Genomic DNA, 19677 nt, shown 5'->3' with positions numbered 1-19677 from the left:
CTCCCATGGAGGAGCGGCAGGGTGCCCTCCGGCCGCCCCGGATAATCGGGGGCCTGACACCCCTCCACCTCCGGAGGAAGCGCGGATGGACCCCACCCCCCGGCCCCTTCCCCTGCCCACCGGTTTTCGCCCCCTGCGCGCAGGAGACCCCCTGGTCGTGAGTCCGTTCCACCTGGTCGGCCTGCTCGGCGAGGGCGGTGCGGGCACCGTCCACGGCGCGCTCGGCCGGGGAGGGGAGCACGTCGCGCTGAAGGTGGTGCGCGACCGCCACGCCGCCGATCCCGTCCACCGGGAGCAGTTCGCCCGGGAGGCCGCGGTGCCGGCGCGGGTGTCCGCCGAGTGCGCCCCCCGCTTCCTGGGGGCCGATCCCGGGGCCGAGCGGCCGTGGACGGCCACCGAGTTCGTCACCGGGCGCACCCTCGCCGAGCACCTGTCCGAACCCGGACCGCTGACCGGGGGGCGGCTGACGGCGTTCGCCGCCGGCACCGCCGAGGCACTGGCCGCCGTCCACGCCGCCGGGATCACCCACCGGGACGTCGAACCCGCCAACGTCATCCTGTCCCCGGAGGGGCCGCGGCTGCTCGACTTCGGCATCGCCCGCCTCGCCGCCGACCCGTCCCCGGAGCCGGGGGTGTTCGGCAGTCCCGGGTGGATCGCGCCCGAGCGCTTGGCCGGGGCGGTCGGGACGCCCGAGGCCGACGCGTTCGCCGAGGGAGGCCTGGTGGTCCGCACGGGCTGCTGCCGCTGGTCCTGCGGGCGCCGGACCACACGAGAGCATCCACCGGACACGCCCTAGGCGAGGCGGCGGGCGCCGGGGGAGGGGAGCGCGGCGAAGAACGCGGGCTCGGCGAAGCCGCGCTCCTCGTAGGCGCGGCGGACGGAGTCGGCGACGGCGTCGGCGCGGCCGGCGTCGACCAGCGCGATCACGCAGCCGCCGAACCCGCCGCCGGTGATGCGCGCGCCCAGCGCCCCCGCGGCCAAGGCGGCGTCCACGGCCGTGTCGACCTCCGGGACGCTCACCTCGTAGTCGTCGCGCAGCGACGCGTGCGAAGCCGTGAGCAGCGGCCCGAGTCCGGCCACCGCGCCCGCCCGCAGCAGCGCCACGGCCTCCAGCACCCGGGCGTTCTCGGTCACCACATGGCGCACCCGGCGCCGGGTGCGGTCGTCGGGCAGGGCGGCCAGCGCGGCGGGCAGGTCGGTGACGTCGCGCAGCGCGGACACCCCCAGCAGCCGGGCGGCCGCCTCGCAGGTGCGGCGGCGGTCGGCGTAGGCGCCGTCCACCAGCCGGTGCGGGGCCCGGGTGTCCACCACCAGCAGGACGAGCCCCCGTGCGGCCGGGTCGAAGGGCACGTGCTCGGCGACCAGGGTGCGGGTGTCCAGGAACAGGGCGTGGCCCTCGCGGGACAGCATCGACGCCGACTGGTCCATGATCCCGCAGGGCATGCCGACGAAGTCGTTCTCGGCCCGCCGGGCCAGCCGGGCCGTCTCCTCCGGGGCGGGCGGGGCGTCTCCGGAGGCGGCGAGCAGGGTCGCGCACACCAGGGCCGCGGAGGAGGACAGGCCCGCGCCGGCGGGGACCGTCCCGTCCGCGTACAGGTCCAGGCCGCCCGCGGCGAGCCCGGCGTCGGCCAGCGCCCACAGGGCGCCCGCCGGGTACGCGGCCCAGCCGGACACCGTCCCGGGGCCGGGCAGGGCGTCCGCCTCGAAGCCCTCGGCGGCCTGCGCGGACCGGAACCGCAACCGCCCGTCGGAGCGGGGCGCGGCCGCGACGGTCACCGCTTGGGGGATGGCGACGGGCAGCACGAACCCGTCGTTGTAGTCGGTGTGCTCGCCGATGACGTTGATCCGTCCGGGCGCCCGCCACACCCCGGCCGGGTCGTATCCGAACACGGCGCGGAACCCCCGCGCCGCGGCGGTCACGCCCCCTCCCGGCAGCGGCGGGCCGGGGCGGGCCCCGCGTTCCCCGGGCGCCCGGCGCCTGCGGTGGCGGGCGGTTTCACGGGGCGGCCTCCCTGAGGCGGCGGGCGGTGGTCTCGGGCGGGACGTCGTTGATGAACACGCCCATGCCGGACTCGGTCCCCGCCAGGTACTTGAGCCTGTCGGGTGCGCGGCGCACGGAGAACACCTCCAGCCGCAGCCGGGACAGGTCGCGGCCGGTGCGCACGGGGGCCTGGTGCCAGGCGGCGATGTAGGGCAGCGGCATGCCGAACAGGGCGTCCAGGCGGCGCAGCACGTCCAGGTACAGCGGCCCGAAGTCGTCGCGTTCGGCGTCGGTGAGGGCGGGCAGGTCCGGTACCGCGCGGTGCGGGTACAGGTGCACCTCCACGGGCCAGCGTGCGGCCGCCGGGACGAACGCCGTCCAGTGCTCGCTGCGGGCGACCACGCGCAGCCCGGCCTCCTGCTCGGCGCGCAGGACGTCGGCGAACAGGTCGCCGCCGGTGCTCTCGCGGTGCGCCCGCGCCGAGTCCAGGATCCGCTGCGTGCGCGGGGCCACGAACGGGAGCGCGTAGATCTGCCCGTGCGGGTGGGGGAGGGTGACCCCGATCTCCGCCCCCCGGTTCTCGAAGCAGTACACCTGCTCGGTGCCCGGCAGGGCGGACAGCTCCTGGGTGCGCTGCGTCCACGCCTCCACGACGGTGCGCACCCTCCGCGGGGTGAGGTCGGCGAAGGAGGCGCCGTGGTCGGGGCCGAACACCACCACCTCGCAGCGCCCGGTGCCCGGCCGCCGGGGCCCCTCCCCCTCACCGGGACCGCCGGAGGACAGGGACGGGAAGCGGTTCTCGAACACCACCACGTCGTAGTCGCCGGCGGGGACCTCGGTGGCCCGGTCGGCCGTGGACGGGCACAGCGGGCAGGCGTCGGCGGCGGGCATGTGGGTGCGCGTCTGCCGGTGGGAGGCGATGACCACCCATTCCCGCAGCAGCGGGTCGAAGCGCAGCTCCGAGGCGGCGGAGAAGGGCGGAAGGCCGCGCCGGTCGGGGGCGGGGCCGCGGGGCGGGGCACCGCCCTCGTCGAAGTAGACGATCTCGCGCCCGTCGGCCAGCCGGGCCCGGGTGGTGCGGACCCCGTCCGCGGCGGTCCGGCTCACGCCCGGCCCTCCCTCTCGCCCGTGACCTGCGACTCCCGTTCCCCGGGGCGGACCTCGGCGAGGACGAGGCGGCCCACGTGCCCGCCGAGCACCGAGCGGGCCTCCGGGTCCAGCCCGTCGTCGGTGACGAGCACGTCGCAGCGGTCCAGGGGGACGATGGTGCTGATGCCCACGGTCCCCCACTTGCTGTGGTCGGCGGCCACCACCAGGGTCCCGGCGGCCTCCACCAGGGCCCGGTCGGTCTCGGCCTCCAGGAGGTTGGGGGTGGTGAACCCGGCGCGCTCCTGCATGCCGTGCACCCCCAGGACGAGGAGGTCGAGGTTCAGCCCCCGGATGGAGGAGAGCGCGAGCGGGCCCACCAGCGCGTCCGAGGGGGTGCGGAAACCGCCGGTGAGGGCGACCGTCCGGTCCGGGCGCGCGGCCCGGTGGAACACCTCGGCCACCGGCAGGGAGTTGGTGACGACGGTCAGCCCGGGGGTGTCCACCAGGTGTTCGGCGACCAGTGCGGTGGTGGTGCCGCCGGACAGCCCGACGGCGCCGTGCGGGGGGACGAGCCCGGCTACGGCGCGGGCGATGGCGTGCTTCTCGTCCTCCTGGAGGGCGGCCTTGACGGCGAAGCCGGGCTCCTCGGTGCGGGCCCGGGCGACGGCCCCGCCGTGCACCTTGCGCAGGGCGCCCCGTGCCTCCAGGGTGTCGAGGTCGCGGCGGACGGTCATGTCCGACACCTCGAGGCTCTCGACCAGGTCCGCGACCCGGACCGCGCCGGTGCGCCGGATCCGGTCGAGGATCAGCTCCTGCCGTTGGGCGGCCAGCATCGCTTCCCCCGGGTTGATGGAAAATGTTGCTTCCTGTTGGAAACAGTGGACCACGGGATATCCCGGTGTCAACTTCGGCGAAGCGAACGCTTCTCGTCGCAGTTGTTTGTTGGAACGAGTTCGAATGTGTTGACAGGGGCGGAGTCCGGAACCGAGCATGTGGAGGTCGCCCCCCGAGACCCGAAGGACCCGCCCGTGCCGCAGCAGCCGGGAGCCCCGATCGCTCCCGCGGACCCCATCGCCCCCGACGTTCCGACCGTCCGTCTGGCCGCGGCCGGGACCGCGCTGGTCGTGGGGGTGCCCGCCGCCGGTCCGCCGTACGTCCTGCACTGGGGCGCCGACCTGCCCGATCCCGAGGGGCTGGCCGCGGTGTCCGCCCCCGCGGTCCCGCACAACACCGTCGACACCGCCTTCCCGCTCTCCCTGCTCCCCGGCCAGGGTGAGGGGTGGTCGGGGCATCCCGGCCTGTCCGGCCACCGCGAGGGCCGGGCCACCCACCCCCGCTGGCTGGTCCGCGAAGTCGTCGTGGACCCGCTGCCGGACGCCCCGGCCGGCGTCGGCGGGGTGCTGGTCTTCACCGCGCAGGCGCCGGCCGCGGGCCTGGAGCTGCGCGGCGAACTGCGGATGGAGGCCGACGGCCTGCTCCGGACCCGCCTGGAGGCGACCAACACGGGCGCCGACGTGTGGACCCCGGCCGCCCTCCACGTGCTCCTGCCGGTGCCCCGGGAGGCCGGGGAGGTCCTCGACACCACCGGCCGGTGGTGCCGCGAGCGCTCGCCCCAGCGCCGGGACTTCGCCCAGGGAACCCTACTGCGGGCCTCCCGCCGCGGACGCACCGGCCACGACGCCCCGCTGTTCCTGGTCGCCGGGACCCCCGGCTTCGGCTTCCGCCGGGGTGAGGTGTGGGGCGTGCACGTGGCCTGGAGCGGTGACCACGTCCACCTGGCGGAACGCCTGCCCGAGGGGGCCGGGCAGGCCGACGCCGTGCTCGGCGGCGGCGAGCTCCTCCACCCCGGCGAGGTGCGGCTGGCCCCCGGGGAGTCGTACGCCACCCCGTGGGTCTGCTTCTCCTGGTCGGACCAGGGGATGGACGGGATGTCGGCGCGCGTCCACCGGTGGCTGCGCGCCCGCCCCCACCACCCGGCGGCGCCGCGCCCCCTGGTGCTCAACACCTGGGAGGCGGTCTACTTCGACCACGACCCCGACACGCTCACGCGGCTCGCCGACACCGCGGCCCGGATCGGCGTGGAGCGCTTCGTGCTCGACGACGGCTGGTTCCGCGGCCGCCGCGACGACACCGCGGGCCTGGGCGACTGGACCGTGGACCCACAGGTGTGGCCGGAGGGGCTGCACCCGCTGTTCGACCATGTGCGCGCACTGGGCATGCAGGTGGGGCTGTGGGTGGAACCGGAGATGGTCAACCCCGACTCCGACCTCTTCCGGGCGCACCCGGACTGGATCCTGGGCCCCGCGGACCACCGCCCGCCCACCGGCCGCGACCAGTACGTCCTGGACCTGGGCCGCCCCGAGGTCGCCGCCCACCTGCTGGAACACCTGGACGCCCTGGTCTCGGAGTACCGGCCCGACCACCTCAAGTGGGACCACAACCGCGACCTGCTGGAGGCCGTCCACGGGCCGACCGGCGGCGCGGGCGTGCACCGCCAGACCGCCGCCGTGTACGCGCTGCTGGACCGGTTGCGGGCCGGGCACCCCGGGCTGGAGATCGAGTCGTGCTCCTCCGGCGGGGGCCGGGTGGACCTGGGCGTGCTGGAGCGCACCGACCGGGTGTGGGCCTCCGACGTCAACGACCCGCTGGAGCGGCTGGCGATCCAGCGCTGGACCGGGCTGCTGCTCCCGCCGGAGCTGGTCGGCGGGCATGTGGGCGGGCCGGTGGCGCACACCACAGGCCGCGCCACCGACCTGGCGACGCGCTGTCTGACCGCGCTCATCGGCCATCCCGGAATCGAGTGGGACATCACCGGCTGCACCGAGGAGGAGCTGGCCGTGCTGGCCCGCTGGACCGCCCTGTACCGGGAGCTGCGGCCGCTGCTGCACTCCGGTGACCTCGTCCGCGCCGACGACCCCGACCCCGCCGAGCAGCTCGACGGCGTCGTCGCCCGCGACGGCACGGAGGCCGTGTACCGCTACGCCCGCCTCACCTCCTCGGTCCGCACCCACCCGGGCCGGGTCCGCCTGCCGGGGCTGCGCCCGGAACTCCGCTACCGCCTGCGCCTGCGGACGGAGGCCGGACGGCCCCTCACCGTGCAGCGCGCCGTGCCGGACTGGTTCGACCGCGGCGAGGCGGTCACCACCGGGCGGGCCCTGGAGTGCTCCGGCGTGCTGCTGCCCAACCTCGGCCCCGGTCAGGTGCTCCTGCTGCACCTCACCTCCGGCGACGTGCCGGGAAGGTGAGGCCGGTCCCCGCTCGGGCCGGGCCGGGCGGGGGTCAGCGTGGGGAGCGGGTGGTGACCGAGGCGAAGGGGGCGTGCGTGGTCAGCCGCTCCTCGATGCCCCGGCGGACCATCTCCTTGGCGGTGGCCACGGCCTCGCCCACCCCGGCCTCCCTGGCCAGCTCCGCCGTGATCGCGGCCGCGAAGGTGCAGCCCGCGCCGCTCACCCGCTCCTCGCCGATCTTGGGAGCGCGTAGCACGGTCACCTCCTCGCCGTCGAAGTGCACGTCCACGGCGTCCGGGCCGGGCAGCTCCACCCCGCCCTTGGCGACCACGTGCGTGGGCCCCAGGTCGTGGATGCGCCGGGCCGCCTCGACGAGGTCGTCGACGGTGTCGATGGACTCCATGCCCGCCAGCGTCATCGCCTCGAAGTGGTTGGGTGTGATCACCGTCGCCAGCGGCAGGATCTTCTCCGTGAGCGCCTTGTCGGTGTCCAGCGCCGCACCCGGCTCCTGGCCCTTGCAGATCAGCACCGGGTCAAGCACCACGTGGCGCCAGTCCCGGGCGCGCAGCCCCTCGGCGACCACGTCGATGGTGTCGGGGGTGCCGAGCATCCCGATCTTCACCACGTCCAGGTCGTGGCAGGCCGTGGCCGCCTCGATCTGGTCGGCGATGACCTGCGGGTCGACCGGCACGAACCGGTGCCCCCACCCGTTCTTCGGGTCGAAGGAGACGATGCAGGTGATCGTCCCCATCCCGTAGACGCCCAGCTCCTGGAACGCCTTCAGGTCGGCCTGGATCCCGGCGCCCCCCGTGGCCTCCGAGCCCGCGATCACGTACGCGCGATCGGTCATCGGGCAACCCCCTCGTGTTCGTTGTGCTCTGGTCGGTGCCGGGAACCCCATGGAGAAGGCGAGACGGTTCCACGGCCCCTGACAATTCCACCACAAAGCGCAGGTAGGGGGGTGTTGTCCACAGGCCGTCCCGGAACCCCTGTGCCGCCCGGCGTCGCCCGGGTGTGCGCTCAGAGATCCGCCGACAGGTCGTAGGCGACCGCGTACCCGCTGTCGTAGGCACCGTCCACGGTGTTCTCCCCCGTGACCGCCTCACCGGCGAAGAACAGGGTCCGCCCCACCGGTGCGGCCAGCGCCGCGGGTGCGTCGTGCGCCCCCGGCGGGACGTGCAGGTACGCGCCCCGGCTGTACCCGTCCGCAGCCCAGTCGTGGGTGATCCGCCCCACCGGCGCGGGGACCGGGCCGCCCACCGCCCCCGCGAGCACCCGCAACCCCTCCGCGAACCGCTCGTCCGGGTCCCGGGACAGCAGGTCGCGCGCCCGCTCCCCGGCCGCCCACACCGAGACCGCCTCCGGTGCGCGCGACACGCTCCAGACCACCGCGCCGTCCCCGTCCAGGGCGTCCCGGTCGGCGGGCAGCACCGGCCGGTCGAACAGGTACACCAGTTTGACGGCGTCGGTGGCCTCCAGCGCCGCCACCGCGTCCCGGTGCCCGGCGGGCAGCCCGGGTTCGAACCGCACCGATCCCGACCGCAGCACCCCGAGGGGCAGCGCCAGCACACACCGGCGGGCCCGCACCGGGCGCCCCCGCCCGGCCACCCCGACCTCCACCCCGGCCGGTCCGCGCCGCACCAGGCGGACCGGGCTGCGCAGCGCGACCACCGGGCCCGCCGACAGCGGTGCCAGCAGCCGGTCGTACCCGTCCGGCACCCGGAAGTCCTCCCGGGGCGCGCTCCACCAGTCGAACACCCCGGTGTCGTGGACCCACCGCGCACTCCACCGCTCCAGGGGCTCCCCGTCGACCTCCAGCGGGGGCCAGTGCGACTCGGGCACCCCCAGCCTGCGCAGGTAGGCGGCGGCGTCCTCGTCGCCCCGCGGGGCGCGGGACAGGTCCAGGGGCGGCGACTCCGACCGGTCCGAGCGCATCCGCGCGGTCCGCGCCCCGGTCTCGGCCACCAGCTCCCAGGTGGAGGCGTCCGCACCGTGGATCAGCCCGGCGCCCAGCTCCACCGGCACCGGGCCCAGGGACCGGTCGGTGAACACCTGGCCGCCCACCCGGTCACGGGCCTCCAGCACCACCACCCGCAGGCCGCGGTCGTGCAGCCCGCGTGCGGCGGCCAGCCCGGCCGGCCCCGCGCCGACCACCGCGACGTCCCATTCCGGCGGCGGGGCGGCGGAGGACGCGGTGGCGGCCAGCAGGGCGCCGCCGCCCAGCGCCAGGAAGGAGCGGCGGCTCCAGCGGGAGGGGCGGGGAGCGGAGGGCATACGGGTATGAGAGCACGCGCGGCGCGCACGGCCACACCGGGGTACGGGGTCCGTCACCTCCATGCGCCAGACTCGGGCACGGAGCACGCAGGCCGCCCGAACCACACCGGTCACCGAGGAGTCACACAGCGCATGTCCGAAACACAGATCCCCGACGGTCCCCGGCCCGACCTGGTCGCCCTGATAGTGGAGGCGTTCGCGCGCGCGGAGATCAACGCGGAGCGGCGTTCGTCCACGGAGGTGCTGATCCACCTCCCCGAGGCCGAGCCCTTCCTCAACGACTACGCCGAGGCGGTCGAGAGCGCCCGCGAGTACCCCGCCGACCAGTACCCGGAACTGGCCGCCCAGGTCGTCCTCGCCCTGATGCGGGGCTTCCGCGAACGCGGCGTCCCGCTGGGCACCCACTACCCGCCCCGTTCCTCCGACCACGCCCGCGGCGCCCTGCTGGCCGTGCTCGGGCAGCTGGACCTGCGTGCCCGGTTCCTGTTCCCGGACACCCTGGAGGTGGAGACCGCCCGGGGGGCGGTCCGCACCGACGTCAGCCGTTACCTGGAGGGGCTGGAGGACGCCTCCGTCGACGCGGCCTTCGATCGCGCGGGGCCCTACGCCGAGGCCCTCGCCGAGCAGATCCGCCGGATCGCCCCGCAGGACGCGACCTCCGCCGAGCGGCTGCGCACCCGCGTCTACCCGGCCACCGCGCTCCCGCAGGAGGTGTGGGACACCCTGCTGCACCGGGACTTCGCCGAGGGCCTGCGCGAGACGGTGGTCATCGACACCGCCGACAGCGTGCAGCCGCTGAGCCGGACCGCGCTCGGGCCGATGGGCCTCACCGAGGAGGGGGCCTTCGAGCAGGCGGTCGCCGCCTCGGTCGCCGAGGAGGTCGAGGCGAGCGAGGTCGACCTCGGCGGCGCGGCGATCATCCACATCGGCGGGGCCCAGCCCTACACCGCCGCCCAGGCCCACGTGCTGTCCCGCTTCCTGGGCGATGCGCCGCACGGGGCGCTGGTGGCCTTCCCGGTGCGCGAGGTGGTGCTGGCGCACCCGCTGGGCAAGGGCCACCCGATCATGGCGATGGAGCGGCTCCAGGAACTGGCCGGGCGCTTCGTCGCCGACGCGGAGAAGCCGATCAGCGCCCAGCTGTTCTGGTGGCACCCGGGTTCCGCCGCACGGGCCCGGGCGGAGGTGCCCGACCTGCGCCCGGTGGGGGTCGAGGTCGACCACGAGGATCGGTCGGTGTCCCTGTACACCTCCGACGAGGAGTTCGGTCCGCTGCTGAACCGGCTCGTGGAGAACGGCTGAGGCGTCCCGTCCCCGGAGCCCGGAGCCCGGAGCCCGGAGCCCGGAGCCCCGTCGCCGGGGGCGGGAGCGGGGGTGGGGGCGTGGCCGGACCCGGCCGCGCCCGCCTCTTACCACCTCCGGCCCTTGCCCTATAAAAATATTTCCGTATTATTTTTTTCATGGCACGGACTGCGGATCACGAACAGCGGCGGCGGCAGGTCGCCGAGGCGCTCATGGCGGTGGTGGGGGAGAAGGGCCTGGCCCGGACCACCCTCGCCGACGTCGCCGACCACGCCGGCGTGTCCATCGGCCTGGTCCAGCGCTACTTCCGGTCCAAGGCCCAGCTGCTGCGGTTCGGCGTGGAGCACATGTACCACCGGGCCGAACAGAGGCTGCACGAGGTCTCGGCCGGGACGGAGCCGGTCACCTCGGTCCGCGACTGGCTCGACCGGGCCACCGAGACCCTGCTGCCCCTGGACGAGGAGCGCGTCCGCGAGCTCACCGTCTGGCTGGAGTTCCTCCCGGCGGCCCTGGCCGACCCGGAGATGCTGCGGATGCACCGCGACACCACGCGCACCCTCGTCGACGCCCTCACCGAAGCCCTGGAGGCCGCCGCCCGGGAGGGCGAGCTCCCCCCGGACCGCGACCCCCGGGCAGAGGCGCTGGGCCTGGTCGCCTGCATCGACGGCCTGACCATGCACCACCTGGTCACCGCCGAGCCCTTCACCGCGGAGGCGATCCGCGCCGCCCTCACCACCCACCTCGACCGGCTCTTCACGGCCCCTGAGAGCCCCCGAACCCGTTGACCCCCGACACGGAGGCGACGACCTTGACCGGTCACCCCGACGAAACCCGAGTATCCGGACCCACCGAGGCCTCCGCCGCGCCGGGCCCCCCGCCGGCGGCGGCCCGCCGCCTGCCCCTGCTCGACGTCCTGCGCGGCGTCGCGATCCTGGGCACCCTCGCCACCAACGTGTGGCTGTTCTCCGCGCCCGGCGGCGAGGCGAACATGCTCTTCAGCGAGTCCCTGAGCCCGCTGGCCGCGGCCCTGGCCGACCCCTCGCCGGGCACCGTCGCCCAGGGCGTCTTCCTGCTGCTGTCCAACGGCAAGTTCCTCGCGCTGCTCACCCTCCTCTTCGGGGTGGGCCTGGCCGTCCAGTTCCGGTCCGCGGCCCGCAGGGGCGGCCGCTGGCCCGGGCCCTACAAGTGGCGGGCGCTGTTCCTCTTCACCGAGGGGCTGGTGCACTTCACCCTGGTGTTCGCCGCCGACGTCCTCATGGGCTACGCCGTGACGTCCCTGCTGGTGGCCTGGCTGCTCACCCGCTCCCAACGGGTCCGGGACGCGGTGATGTGGACCTGCGCCGCCCTGCACCTGGCCGTCGTCGGCCTGCTCACCGCCGTGTTCGCGCTCATGCCGCAACCGGGCGCGCAGTCCGCCGACGGCGGGGTCCCGGCCGGGGTCGTGGACCTGTACGCGCACGGCACCTACCTGGAGCAGGTCGCGTTCCGCCTGGACAACGCGCTCGCGATGCGCTCGGAACCGATCATCACGTTCGCGTTCATGATCTTCATGTTCCTGCTGGGCGTGCGCCTGTTCCAGGCCGGGGCCTTCGGCGCCGACGACACCGGGCGCCGGCTGCGCGGCCGCCTGCTCGCCTGGGGCCTGGGCGCGGGCGTCCCGCTCAACGTCGCCACCGCGCTGGGCGGCACCGACCTGTTCTTCGTGGACCGCTACGTCGCCGCGCCCGTCGTCGCCCTGGGCCTGGTCGGCGCCGTCGGGTGGCTGGTGGACCGGGCCCGGCCGGACGGGTGGGGGATGGTGTCCCTGTCCTCCCTGGGCCGGATGGCGATGACCGGCTACGTGGCGCAGAACCTCCTGTGCATGCTGGCCTGTTACGGCATCGGCCTGGGACTGGCCGCCCGGCTGGCGGACACCGGGCCCTGGTGGGTGATGGGGCTGTGGGCCGCGGTCTCCGCGCTGCTCCTGGCCGGGTCGACCCTGTGGCTGCGCCGATTCCGGCTCGGACCGCTGGAGGCGCTCCAGAAGGCCGTGCTGGCACGGGTCCCCGAACGCCGCCGCTGACGGCGGGCCGGCGGTGCGCACCGCACCGCCGGCCCCGCTCCGCTCAGCCGTTCGGGCCGCGGGAGCGCCAGGCCGCCTCGAACATCTCGTGCAGCGGGGCGAGGGGGAGCTGGGCGGAGGTGGGGGAGACCAGCACCTTCTTGTCGGTCAGCCCCGCGAAGTGGGTCTCCAGCTTGGCGGCCTCCAGCGGCAGGTCCGGTGACCTGGGCGCCACCCACCCGTCGGGGACGAACAGCGTCCGCCCGGCCCGGGGCCGCTTTCCCTGCTCCACCGCCCCCATCTCCAGCAGCCGTGCGGACACCTTCTTGTGCAGCCCCGCCGACCAGCCGTTCCATTTGCGCACGTTCTGGTCGGTGGGCCGGGAAAGGGTGAGCAGCTGGAGGTACAGCGCGGCCGCGTCGGCGTCGGTGCCCAGCGCCGCGGCGGCCTCCTCCACCAGCTCCGGGACGCTCAGCCGCGGATCGGCCTCGTACCCGCCGACCGGCACGGGGGTGTTCGCGGTCCGCGCGGCCAGGCGGCCCAGCGACCCGGTGCAGACCTCCCTGAGGCCCCGAAGCTCCAGCAGCAGCTCCTCCCTGTCCTCGGGATCCCTGAAGACCGCCGAGGGCAGGGCCTTCTCCGTCGCCTCGTACACCCCGGGCTCGAAGAACCCGGCGGTGCGCACGTAGAGGTATCCCCGGCTCGAGCCGCGGGCCACCGTGACGAGCAGCGGTCCGCCGTACACCTCGGGGATCCCGCGTTCGGGTTCGCGGGACCCGTGCAGCCGGTAGGGCAGCCGCTCGTACCCGGTCGCCTCCAGCATCGGGCGCACGTCCTCCACCGAGAGGTAGGAGCCCACCGGCACCAGGCACCCCGGGGCGCGCAGCCGGCCGACCAGCCTCCGGTGGAGCTCCGGCACCCCGGCGGCGCACGGGTGGCCCACCGGGAGCCGGGCGGACGGCCACGCCACGAGCGAGGTCGCCACGCGGTACGGGTAGCGGGTGACCGGGTCGTAGTGGTAGATCTTTCTGCCCGGCAGCCCGTCCGCCGTCACCTCGAACAGAGCGGGCGAGCTGTACCGGTCCTCGGCGATGACGCGGTTCAGGTCCTCGGTGCAGAAGTCGGAGCCGGACGGGTCCGTGAGCGTCTCCGCCCACCCGGCTCCCAGCTTGAGCTCCTTGTCGAGCAGGGCGACGGCCTCCGCGTCGAGCACGGGGCGCACCCCGAGCAGCTCCGCCCACACCCCGGCCGCCCGCTCGGCGGCGCGCACGTCCCCGTCCGGCTCCCACAGGTCGGCCGGGTCCTCGGGGAGGGCAGCGCCCAGCAGCCGGTTCAGGCCGTCCGGGCCCAGTGCCCGGACCACCCGGTCGTACTCGGCGGCGAGGTTCGTACGCGCGTTGGCGCCGCCGGGCCTGGAGTCCGGAAGCCCCAGGCGCCCGTTCAGCACCAGCGCGGCAAGGGGCTCCAGGGCCCCGGTCCGGTCGGCGAACGCGCGCACGGCCCGGTCCCCGGCCCTGACCGGCCCCCGTTCGCCGAGGAGTTCCAGCAGGCGCCGGATGCGCGCGGCCTGGTCGAGGTCCACGGACACCGTGTCCTCGTCGGTCGTGCCCTCCGGAGCGGGCTCCCCGGCGGGCTGGACGAAGGGGTACGGCTCCTGCGGCCGCAGCGGCTCGGCGGGGGAGGGAGCGGGGGTCGGACGGCCGACGTGCCGCACGGCCTCCCGGCTCCCGGTGACGACGATGCGGCCCCGGCCGCGCAGCGGTTCCAGCGCGCTCCCCGGGGCCAGCCCCCGCCGCCACCGGGTGCCCTGTTCCGCGAAGGGCTGGTCGGCCCAGACCGACAGCAGGTCCGTGAGCGCCCGGTGCTCCTCTCCGCCCCTGCCGGTCGCGAGGCGCCACAGGGCGGAGTCGGTCCGGTCCAGGAGGAACCCCCAGTCGTGGGCGGGCCCGGGCGGGGAGACCCGGCGGGTCGCCTCGCCGATGTCCCCGCGCAGGTGGGCGCCGTCGGCGGCGATCGCGGTGAGCGTCGCCGGGCGCTCCCCGCGCAGGGGGATCCCCGGCGGGATCAGCCCGGACAGGGCCTGGCGCAGGGCATCGTCGCTGGTCCCGGCGGGCGGTTCCACCACCTTCCCCGGTTCGAGGGAGGAGAGGAACAGGGTCACCTGCTCCAGGCGCCGCCGTGACTCCGCCACCCACAGGACGGTCTCCAGGACCCCTCCGGGGCCCTCGACGATCCGGGGGTCGGTGATCTGGGGCAGCGCACGGGCGAGGACTCCGCGCACCGCCTCCTCGCGGTCGGCGGAGCCCCCGGAGCAGGCCGCCCCGAGCAGGTCCCGGGCCAGGTCCGTGTCCACTCCGCGCAGCGCGCGGGAACCCGCCGGGTCCCGCGGGGTGAGGAAGTGCCAGAACGCGGGCGGCGGGTACAGCATGAGGTCCTGGGAGCCGTGCGGCTCGTGGGACCCCTGGACGGAGAAGGCCCGCACCCGCCACCACGACTCGGAGCCCTCCACCTCCTGACAGCCCAGGACACGCGGGCCCCTGCCCGTGTGCCGGTACTCCACCAGCAGGCCGTCCCCGCCCCCGGGCATGCGCAGGACACCCCAGGCGGCACGGCCGTACGTGTCGCGGGTGGAGCCGCGGCGGCCGTCGACCCCCTCCACGAGGATCGGACCCGGGTCCTTCCCGGGGCGGCTGATCCGGAAGCCGACGAGGCCGCCGGCCGCGCCGAGCGGGGAGTCCGCCAGCCCCTCCGGCAGGGGCGCGAGGCTGGACCGGTGCCATGTCCGGTCGAGCTTCTCCGTGGGCAGGCCCTCCAGGAACGCGGGCCGGGTGTACCTGCCGGTGGGCCGGCCGCTCTCCGGGTCGACCTCCTCGAAGGGCGGTCCCTCCGAACGCGTGTCCAGGCGGTGCCACATCCTCGTGCCGTCGCCCAGCAGGTCCGTGGTGCGCTCCACCCCCTCGCCGCTGCCGGGGCGTACCAGGCGGTCGCCCTCGTGCCGTCCGAGCGGGCCGCCGAAGCCGAAGCCGAGGACGGGGCTCCGGGTGGAGTCACCGTCGAACCGCATCCCGGTGATCACGCGTTCGGGCTCGGAGCACCAGAGGCCCGAGTACGGCCGCGGACCGTCGCCGCCGTCGTGCCAGGTGACGAGGAAGTCGTCCCCGATGTGGTGCACGGTGAACCTGAGGGTGTCCTCCGGGACCGTGTAGGAGCACTCGGCCCGCCGCCCCCGGTGGTCGACGGCGATGGCCCGGCGGCGTCCGTAGAGGGTGAGCACCGGCCAACTGGAGGACATCCCGACGACGGCCTCGTCTCCGGCGGCGAACTCCGCGACCGCCTCCTCGAAGGCGGGCCAGGTGTACTCCGCGGGAACGCCGAACCGGAGGGCGCGCGCCAGCGGGACGGACAGGTCTTCACCGTGCAGGAAGCCCCCGGCCAGGGCCAGGGCGGCCGAGTGGTCGAACAGCCGTTCCAGCTCGGTCACCGCCTCCTCCGCCGCGGCCGGGGTACCGCCGGTGATCCGGTCCACGATGCCGTCCAGCTTCCGTGCGGTCTCCGGGGACAGTCCCGGCACCGAGGCGAACCCGTCCGCCTTCGGGGCGGGTGCGGGCGCGGGTGCGCCCCCGGAGGGCCGCCGCGGGTGGAGGAAGCGGGCGAACCGCGGATCGGCCGCCACCGCCTCCGGCGTGCCGTCGATCCGGGAGCGGAGCTCCACCCTGGGGCCGGGGGCGGCCACGGGCAGCCCGGCGGCCAGGCAGGTGTCGGCGAACCCGAGGTCCAGGACGGGCCGCCACCGGCCCGCGTCCAACCGGACCTCGACGCCCTCGGCCCGGACCCGGTCGGCGATGCGGGGGACCAGCGCGTGCAGCTCCGGCGCCATCGGCTGGATCTTCATGTAGCGGCCGTCCTTGACCTGGGAGTACCGCCGGGGGAAGGCGGAGAGCCAGGCCGCGTACCCGCCCTCGGGTACGACCTTCCCGTCCGCCAGGTCGTCGACCAGCCCGAGGGACTCCAGCAGCCGCAGCCAGGCACCTCCGTCGGTCGTGGCATAGGGGAACAGGTTCACCAGGGCGGCCCTGGCGTCCTCCTCCGGCGGGTGCCCGGCGAACACCTTCGCCGCGGCGTCCAGGAGTCTGTCGGTGGCGCAGACCCCCGGGACGTGCGCGGTGAGGATCCGGCCCAGGGCGCGGCCGACCTCGTCGGGTCCGAGTCCGGCGTGCGCGGCCGCCGCCCGCAGCCGGGTGACCAGGTCGGCGGGCAGGTTCGCCTCCCCTCGCGCCCACCCCTCCAGGAACCGCAGGAACTCCCGGTACGCCTCCTCGGCGGGCAGCAGCCCGGCCAGCCGGTCCCAGTGGAGGCGGACCTCCTTGGCGGGCAGGGCGCCGAACCGGGCGAACAGCAGCGCGTTGTCGACCGCGTGCACCTCCGACACCGGCAGCCGGTGCCGGGCCTCTGCCTCCCGGGCCGCGGCGTAGGCCGCCCCGGCCCTGCGGGCGTGGTCGCCGGCCAGCCGGTGGCCGAGGGTGTCCCACAGCCAGGGCAGGTGGTCCAGGGGGAGCCCGGCCCGGGCGGCCCGGGACCCGACCCACTCCAGGGCCCCGGCGAGCTTGCGGGGCGACCGGGGCAGTCCGTCGAGGAACTCGGCGGCGGCCTGCTCGTTGGCGGGGTCGTTGAGGCGGACCCAGTCGAGGTAGAGCGTCGACAGGTGGGGCTGCTGAGGAAGGGGCGGAAGGGGGTGGGGCATGCGGGGAGTATTCCAGCGGGCGCCGACACCGTCGATGAGCGGCCTGCCGCGGGGGGACGTCAGGCCGGGTCAGGCCCGGTCGGGGCCGTCGGCGGGGGTGAAGTGGCGGACGAAGGCCTCGGCCACCGCCCGCACCGCCGGAGAGGCCCACCGGGCGCGGTGGCGGACCAGCCGGACGGGCACGTCCGGGACCGGCGGCCCGTCGAGGGCGGTGAGCGTGCCCGCGGACAGCGCGTCCCGCGCCGCGGTGCGGGGGAGCACACCGACCCCGAGCCCGGCCGCGACACAGGCGCGGGCCGCCTCGCTGCTGCCCAGCCGGGTGAGGTGCGGCCGTGCGCCGGGCCGCGCCTGGAGCTCGCGGGCGACACGGTCGCTGTAGGAGCAGCCCTCCTCGTGCAGGAAGAAGGGCACCCGGGCGAGGTCGTCCCAGGTGAGGGGGGTGTTCGCGGCGGCCAGGGGATGATCGGGAGCGGCGATCAGCACCAGCGGCTCCCGGGACAGCGGCTCGCTCAGCAGGGCGGCGGGCCCGTCGGCGTCCTCCAGCAGCAGGGCGAGGTCCAGGCGGCCCCGCCGCAGGCCCTGCACCGCGTCGGCGGTGCCCACCGGGAAGAGGTGCACGTCGATGTCCGGATGGCTCCGGCGCAGGGCGGCGATGACACGGGGGACCGGCGCCGAGCAGAGGGTGTCCCCGGCGCCCACCGCGACCACCCCGGAGGGGAGCGCGTCCCCCGCGGCCGCCGCCCGCAGCCGGGCCTCGGCCTCCAGGAGGCCGACGGCCTGCTCCAGGACCCGGCCGCCCGCGGCGGTGAGCCGGGCACCGCGCGGCATCCGGTCGAACAGCCGGGTGCCCAGCTCCCGCTCCAGCGTTTTGACGTGGGCGGTCACGGTCGACTGGGACAGGCGCAGCTCCGCGGCCGCGGCGGTGAAGTTCTCCATCCTCGCGACGGCGAGGAACGTACGCAGCAGTCCGGTGTCCACACCGCCACGATAGAGCAGTGATCGGGAACTGTGATCACCACCATCGGAAATCATCGTTTTACCGAATGGCGAACATCCGCGAAGGTGGTGCCATGACACAGCACAGCGTTGACCCCGAGGTCGTCCTGCACCGCTACGCCGCCTTCACGTCCGACCCCGCCGGCGGCAACCCGGCCGGTGTCGTGCTCGACGCCGCGGGCCTGGACGCCGAGAGCATGACCGCACTGGCCGCCGAGGTGGGCTACTCGGAGACGGCGTTCGTCACGGCCCGGGACGACGCCGCCCGGCGGTTCGCCGTCCGCTACTTCAGCCCGCTGGCCGAGGTCGACTTCTGCGGGCACGCGACCATCGCGACCGCCGTCGCCCTGGCGGAGCTGATCGGCCCGGGGCCGATCACCCTGGACACCGCGGTCGGGGAGGTCCCGGTCCACACGGACGCCGACGCCTCCGGTGCCCTGCGTGCCACGCTCACCAGCGTTCCGACCCGCACCCGTCCGGCCGACGAGGACGAGCTCGGCGAGGCGCTGGCCGCCCTGGGCTGGGAGCGGTCCGAGCTGGACCCGGAGCTGCCCCCGCACGTGGCCTTCGGCGGGGTGCACCACCTCGTCCTCGCCGCGGCCACGCGCCGCAGGCTCGCCGACCTGGACTACGACTTCGACGCCCTGGCCGGGGTGATGCGGCGCCGCGGCTGGACCACGGTGCAGCTGGTGTGGCGGGAGGGGGAGGCCCTCTTCCACGCGCGCGACCCCTTCCCCGTCGGCGGGGTCGTGGAGGACCCGGCGACGGGAGCGGCGGCGGCCGCGCTCGGCGGCTACCTGCGCGTGCTCGGCCTCGTCCCGCCGGACGGCACCGTCATCGTCCGCCAGGGGGAGGACATGGGCCGCCCCGGCACGCTGACCGTGGACATCGACCGCGCCGACCCGCGGGTGCGGGTCGGCGGCAGGGCGGTGCGGCTTCCCGGGTGAGCCCGGGGGCTCCCCCGGGAGGCGGTCGAAGACCCCGTCCGCCGGGGACGCCGACCGCCTCCGGGGGTCCCCGGTCAGTGGGAGTGCCCGGCCCCGCCGTCCGAGTGCTCCTCCGAGGTGTCGGAGCCGCCGTCGGCGGCGACCGCGCCGTCCGTGCTCACGGTGAACTCCGCGGTCCGGACCTCGCCGTCGTGCTTGAAGTCGAGGAAGAGCCGGTAGTCGCCGGCGGAGGGGACCGCGGCCTGGAACGTGATCCCGGGCCCGGGCGCGGTCACGCCGTCACCGGGCTCGCCCTCGGGGTGGACGTGCAGGTAGGCGAGGTCGCCGGCGCGCAGCGCGACGAGGTGCCCGTAGGCGCCGAGGTAGGGCTCCAGGTCGGTGACCTCCTCACCGTCCCGGGTGACGGTGAGGGTGATCTCGTTGGTCCGCCCGGGAACGAGGCCGCCGTCGAGGGCGACGGTGTAACCGTCCACCTCCGCGGTCGGGGAGGGCCCGGGGAGGGCCCGGGGCTCGTGGTCGCCGGAGAGCGTGAGGTCCGCGCCGAGGGTGAGTCCGCTCCCGCGCTCCTGCGGGACGAAGTCGGCGAACATCCGATAGGGGCCGGGGGTGCCGAACTCCACAGGGATGCTCCAGGTCCCGTCCTCGGACATCTCCGGGTGCACGTGCTGGTAGCCGGTCATGTCGCGCCCGACCACGATCAGGTGCATCCGCTTGTCGTGCGACTCGTCGAATTCGGTCACCGGCTCCCCGTCGGGGCCCAGGATGCGGAACGCCAGGGTCTCCTCCCCGCCCGCCCGGCCGGGGGCCCCGACCGTTTCGAGCGTGTAGCCGTCCTGGGAGACCTGGAGGCCGGAGGGGGTGTGAGAGGCGTTCACGGCGGCCTCCTCGCCGGTGTCGGCGGCGCTGTCGTGGCCGGTGTGCTCGCTCGTCTCGGCGGTGTCCGGGAGCAGGGGGCCCACCAGGCCGCCGACTCCCAGCGCTCCGCCGAAGGCCACGGCGAGGCCCAGTCCGTAGAGCCCGAGCTTGGCGGGGACGTTCATCCTCGGTGTCCTTTCCTTGCGGCCGGTCCCGGTGGGGCCGTC

14 protein-coding genes are annotated in these 19677 nt (G+C 75.6%); 6 read left to right on the top strand and 8 right to left on the bottom strand.

Going from position 1 to position 19677, the window contains the following annotated elements; translation table 11 throughout:
- Positions 1–85 precede the first annotated feature (85 nt).
- Entirely contained in the window at positions 86–796 is a 711-nt protein-coding gene (locus ACSUPR_RS13545) for a protein kinase domain-containing protein (protein ID WP_436891643.1), read from the top strand.
- On the opposite strand, the gene galK is transcribed toward ACSUPR_RS13545, so the two are convergent.
- The 3 genes from galK to ACSUPR_RS13530 form a co-directional block, all read right to left on the bottom strand.
- Positions 793–1920 carry a galactokinase gene (gene galK, locus ACSUPR_RS13540; RefSeq protein ID WP_436891642.1) on the bottom strand — a complete coding sequence of 376 codons (1128 nt, stop codon included), beginning with the start codon at positions 1918–1920 and terminating at the stop codon, positions 793–795. The two genes, ACSUPR_RS13545 and galK, sit on opposite strands and share 4 nt — an antisense overlap.
- A gap of 76 nt (positions 1921–1996) precedes the next feature.
- Positions 1997–3088, bottom strand: a complete 1092-nt coding sequence (gene galT / locus ACSUPR_RS13535) for a galactose-1-phosphate uridylyltransferase (protein ID WP_436891641.1) — start codon at positions 3086–3088, stop codon at positions 1997–1999.
- Positions 3085–3903, bottom strand: a complete 819-nt coding sequence (locus ACSUPR_RS13530; RefSeq protein ID WP_436891640.1) for a DeoR/GlpR family DNA-binding transcription regulator — start codon at positions 3901–3903, stop codon at positions 3085–3087. Before ACSUPR_RS13530 ends, galT begins: the two co-directional genes overlap by 4 nt.
- A gap of 195 nt (positions 3904–4098) precedes the next feature.
- Here ACSUPR_RS13530 and ACSUPR_RS13525 point away from each other — a divergent pair, with 195 nt between their 5' ends.
- Complete coding sequence (locus tag ACSUPR_RS13525) at positions 4099–6315, top strand: alpha-galactosidase (protein ID WP_436891639.1); 2217 nt, start codon at positions 4099–4101, stop codon at positions 6313–6315.
- A 34-nt stretch (positions 6316–6349) separates the two neighbouring features.
- Here ACSUPR_RS13525 and thiD read toward each other — a convergent pair whose 3' ends face one another.
- On the bottom strand, positions 6350–7147 hold the full coding sequence (gene thiD / locus ACSUPR_RS13520) for a bifunctional hydroxymethylpyrimidine kinase/phosphomethylpyrimidine kinase (RefSeq protein ID WP_436891638.1): 798 nt from the start codon (positions 7145–7147) through the stop codon (positions 6350–6352).
- A gap of 170 nt (positions 7148–7317) precedes the next feature.
- Positions 7318–8571 (bottom strand): flavin monoamine oxidase family protein, encoded by a 1254-nt coding sequence (locus tag ACSUPR_RS13515; protein WP_436891637.1) that lies wholly within the window; start codon positions 8569–8571, stop codon positions 7318–7320.
- 132 nt (positions 8572–8703) lie between these two features.
- Here ACSUPR_RS13515 and ACSUPR_RS13510 point away from each other — a divergent pair, with 132 nt between their 5' ends.
- The 3 genes from ACSUPR_RS13510 to ACSUPR_RS13500 all read left to right on the top strand — a co-directional run bounded on the left by ACSUPR_RS13510 (position 8704) and on the right by ACSUPR_RS13500 (position 11932).
- Entirely contained in the window at positions 8704–9870 is a 1167-nt protein-coding gene (locus ACSUPR_RS13510; RefSeq protein ID WP_436891636.1) for a hypothetical protein, read from the top strand.
- Between the two features lie 158 nt (positions 9871–10028).
- Positions 10029–10655 carry a TetR/AcrR family transcriptional regulator gene (locus tag ACSUPR_RS13505; protein ID WP_436891635.1) on the top strand — a complete coding sequence of 209 codons (627 nt, stop codon included), beginning with the start codon at positions 10029–10031 and terminating at the stop codon, positions 10653–10655.
- A 110-nt stretch (positions 10656–10765) separates the two neighbouring features.
- Positions 10766–11932 carry a DUF418 domain-containing protein gene (locus ACSUPR_RS13500; RefSeq protein WP_436892003.1) on the top strand — a complete coding sequence of 389 codons (1167 nt, stop codon included), beginning with the start codon at positions 10766–10768 and terminating at the stop codon, positions 11930–11932.
- Positions 11933–11975: 43 nt separating this feature from the next.
- On the opposite strand, the gene ACSUPR_RS13495 is transcribed toward ACSUPR_RS13500, so the two are convergent.
- Both ACSUPR_RS13495 and ACSUPR_RS13490 read right to left on the bottom strand, forming a co-directional pair.
- Entirely contained in the window at positions 11976–16652 is a 4677-nt protein-coding gene (locus tag ACSUPR_RS13495) for a hypothetical protein (RefSeq protein ID WP_436891634.1), read from the bottom strand.
- Between the two features lie 69 nt (positions 16653–16721).
- A complete protein-coding gene (locus ACSUPR_RS13490; RefSeq protein ID WP_436891633.1) occupies positions 16722–17630 on the bottom strand; it encodes a LysR family transcriptional regulator in 909 nt (302 codons plus the stop codon).
- A 92-nt stretch (positions 17631–17722) separates the two neighbouring features.
- Here ACSUPR_RS13490 and ACSUPR_RS13485 point away from each other — a divergent pair, with 92 nt between their 5' ends.
- The gene (locus ACSUPR_RS13485; protein WP_436891632.1) at positions 17723–18595 is read left to right on the top strand and encodes a PhzF family phenazine biosynthesis isomerase; all 873 of its coding nucleotides are present in this window, start codon (positions 17723–17725) and stop codon (positions 18593–18595) included.
- A 74-nt stretch (positions 18596–18669) separates the two neighbouring features.
- Here the strand turns inward: ACSUPR_RS13485 and ACSUPR_RS13480 are convergent, their stop codons facing one another.
- Entirely contained in the window at positions 18670–19635 is a 966-nt protein-coding gene (locus ACSUPR_RS13480; RefSeq protein WP_436891631.1) for a hypothetical protein, read from the bottom strand.
- Between the last annotated feature and the right edge of the window lie 42 nt (positions 19636–19677).

It is taken from the genome of Nocardiopsis dassonvillei (assembly GCF_964273065.1).
GTDB classification, from domain to species: domain Bacteria; phylum Actinomycetota; class Actinomycetes; order Streptosporangiales; family Streptosporangiaceae; genus Nocardiopsis; species Nocardiopsis dassonvillei_B.
This window is presented reverse-complemented; position numbering and strand designations above follow the sequence as displayed.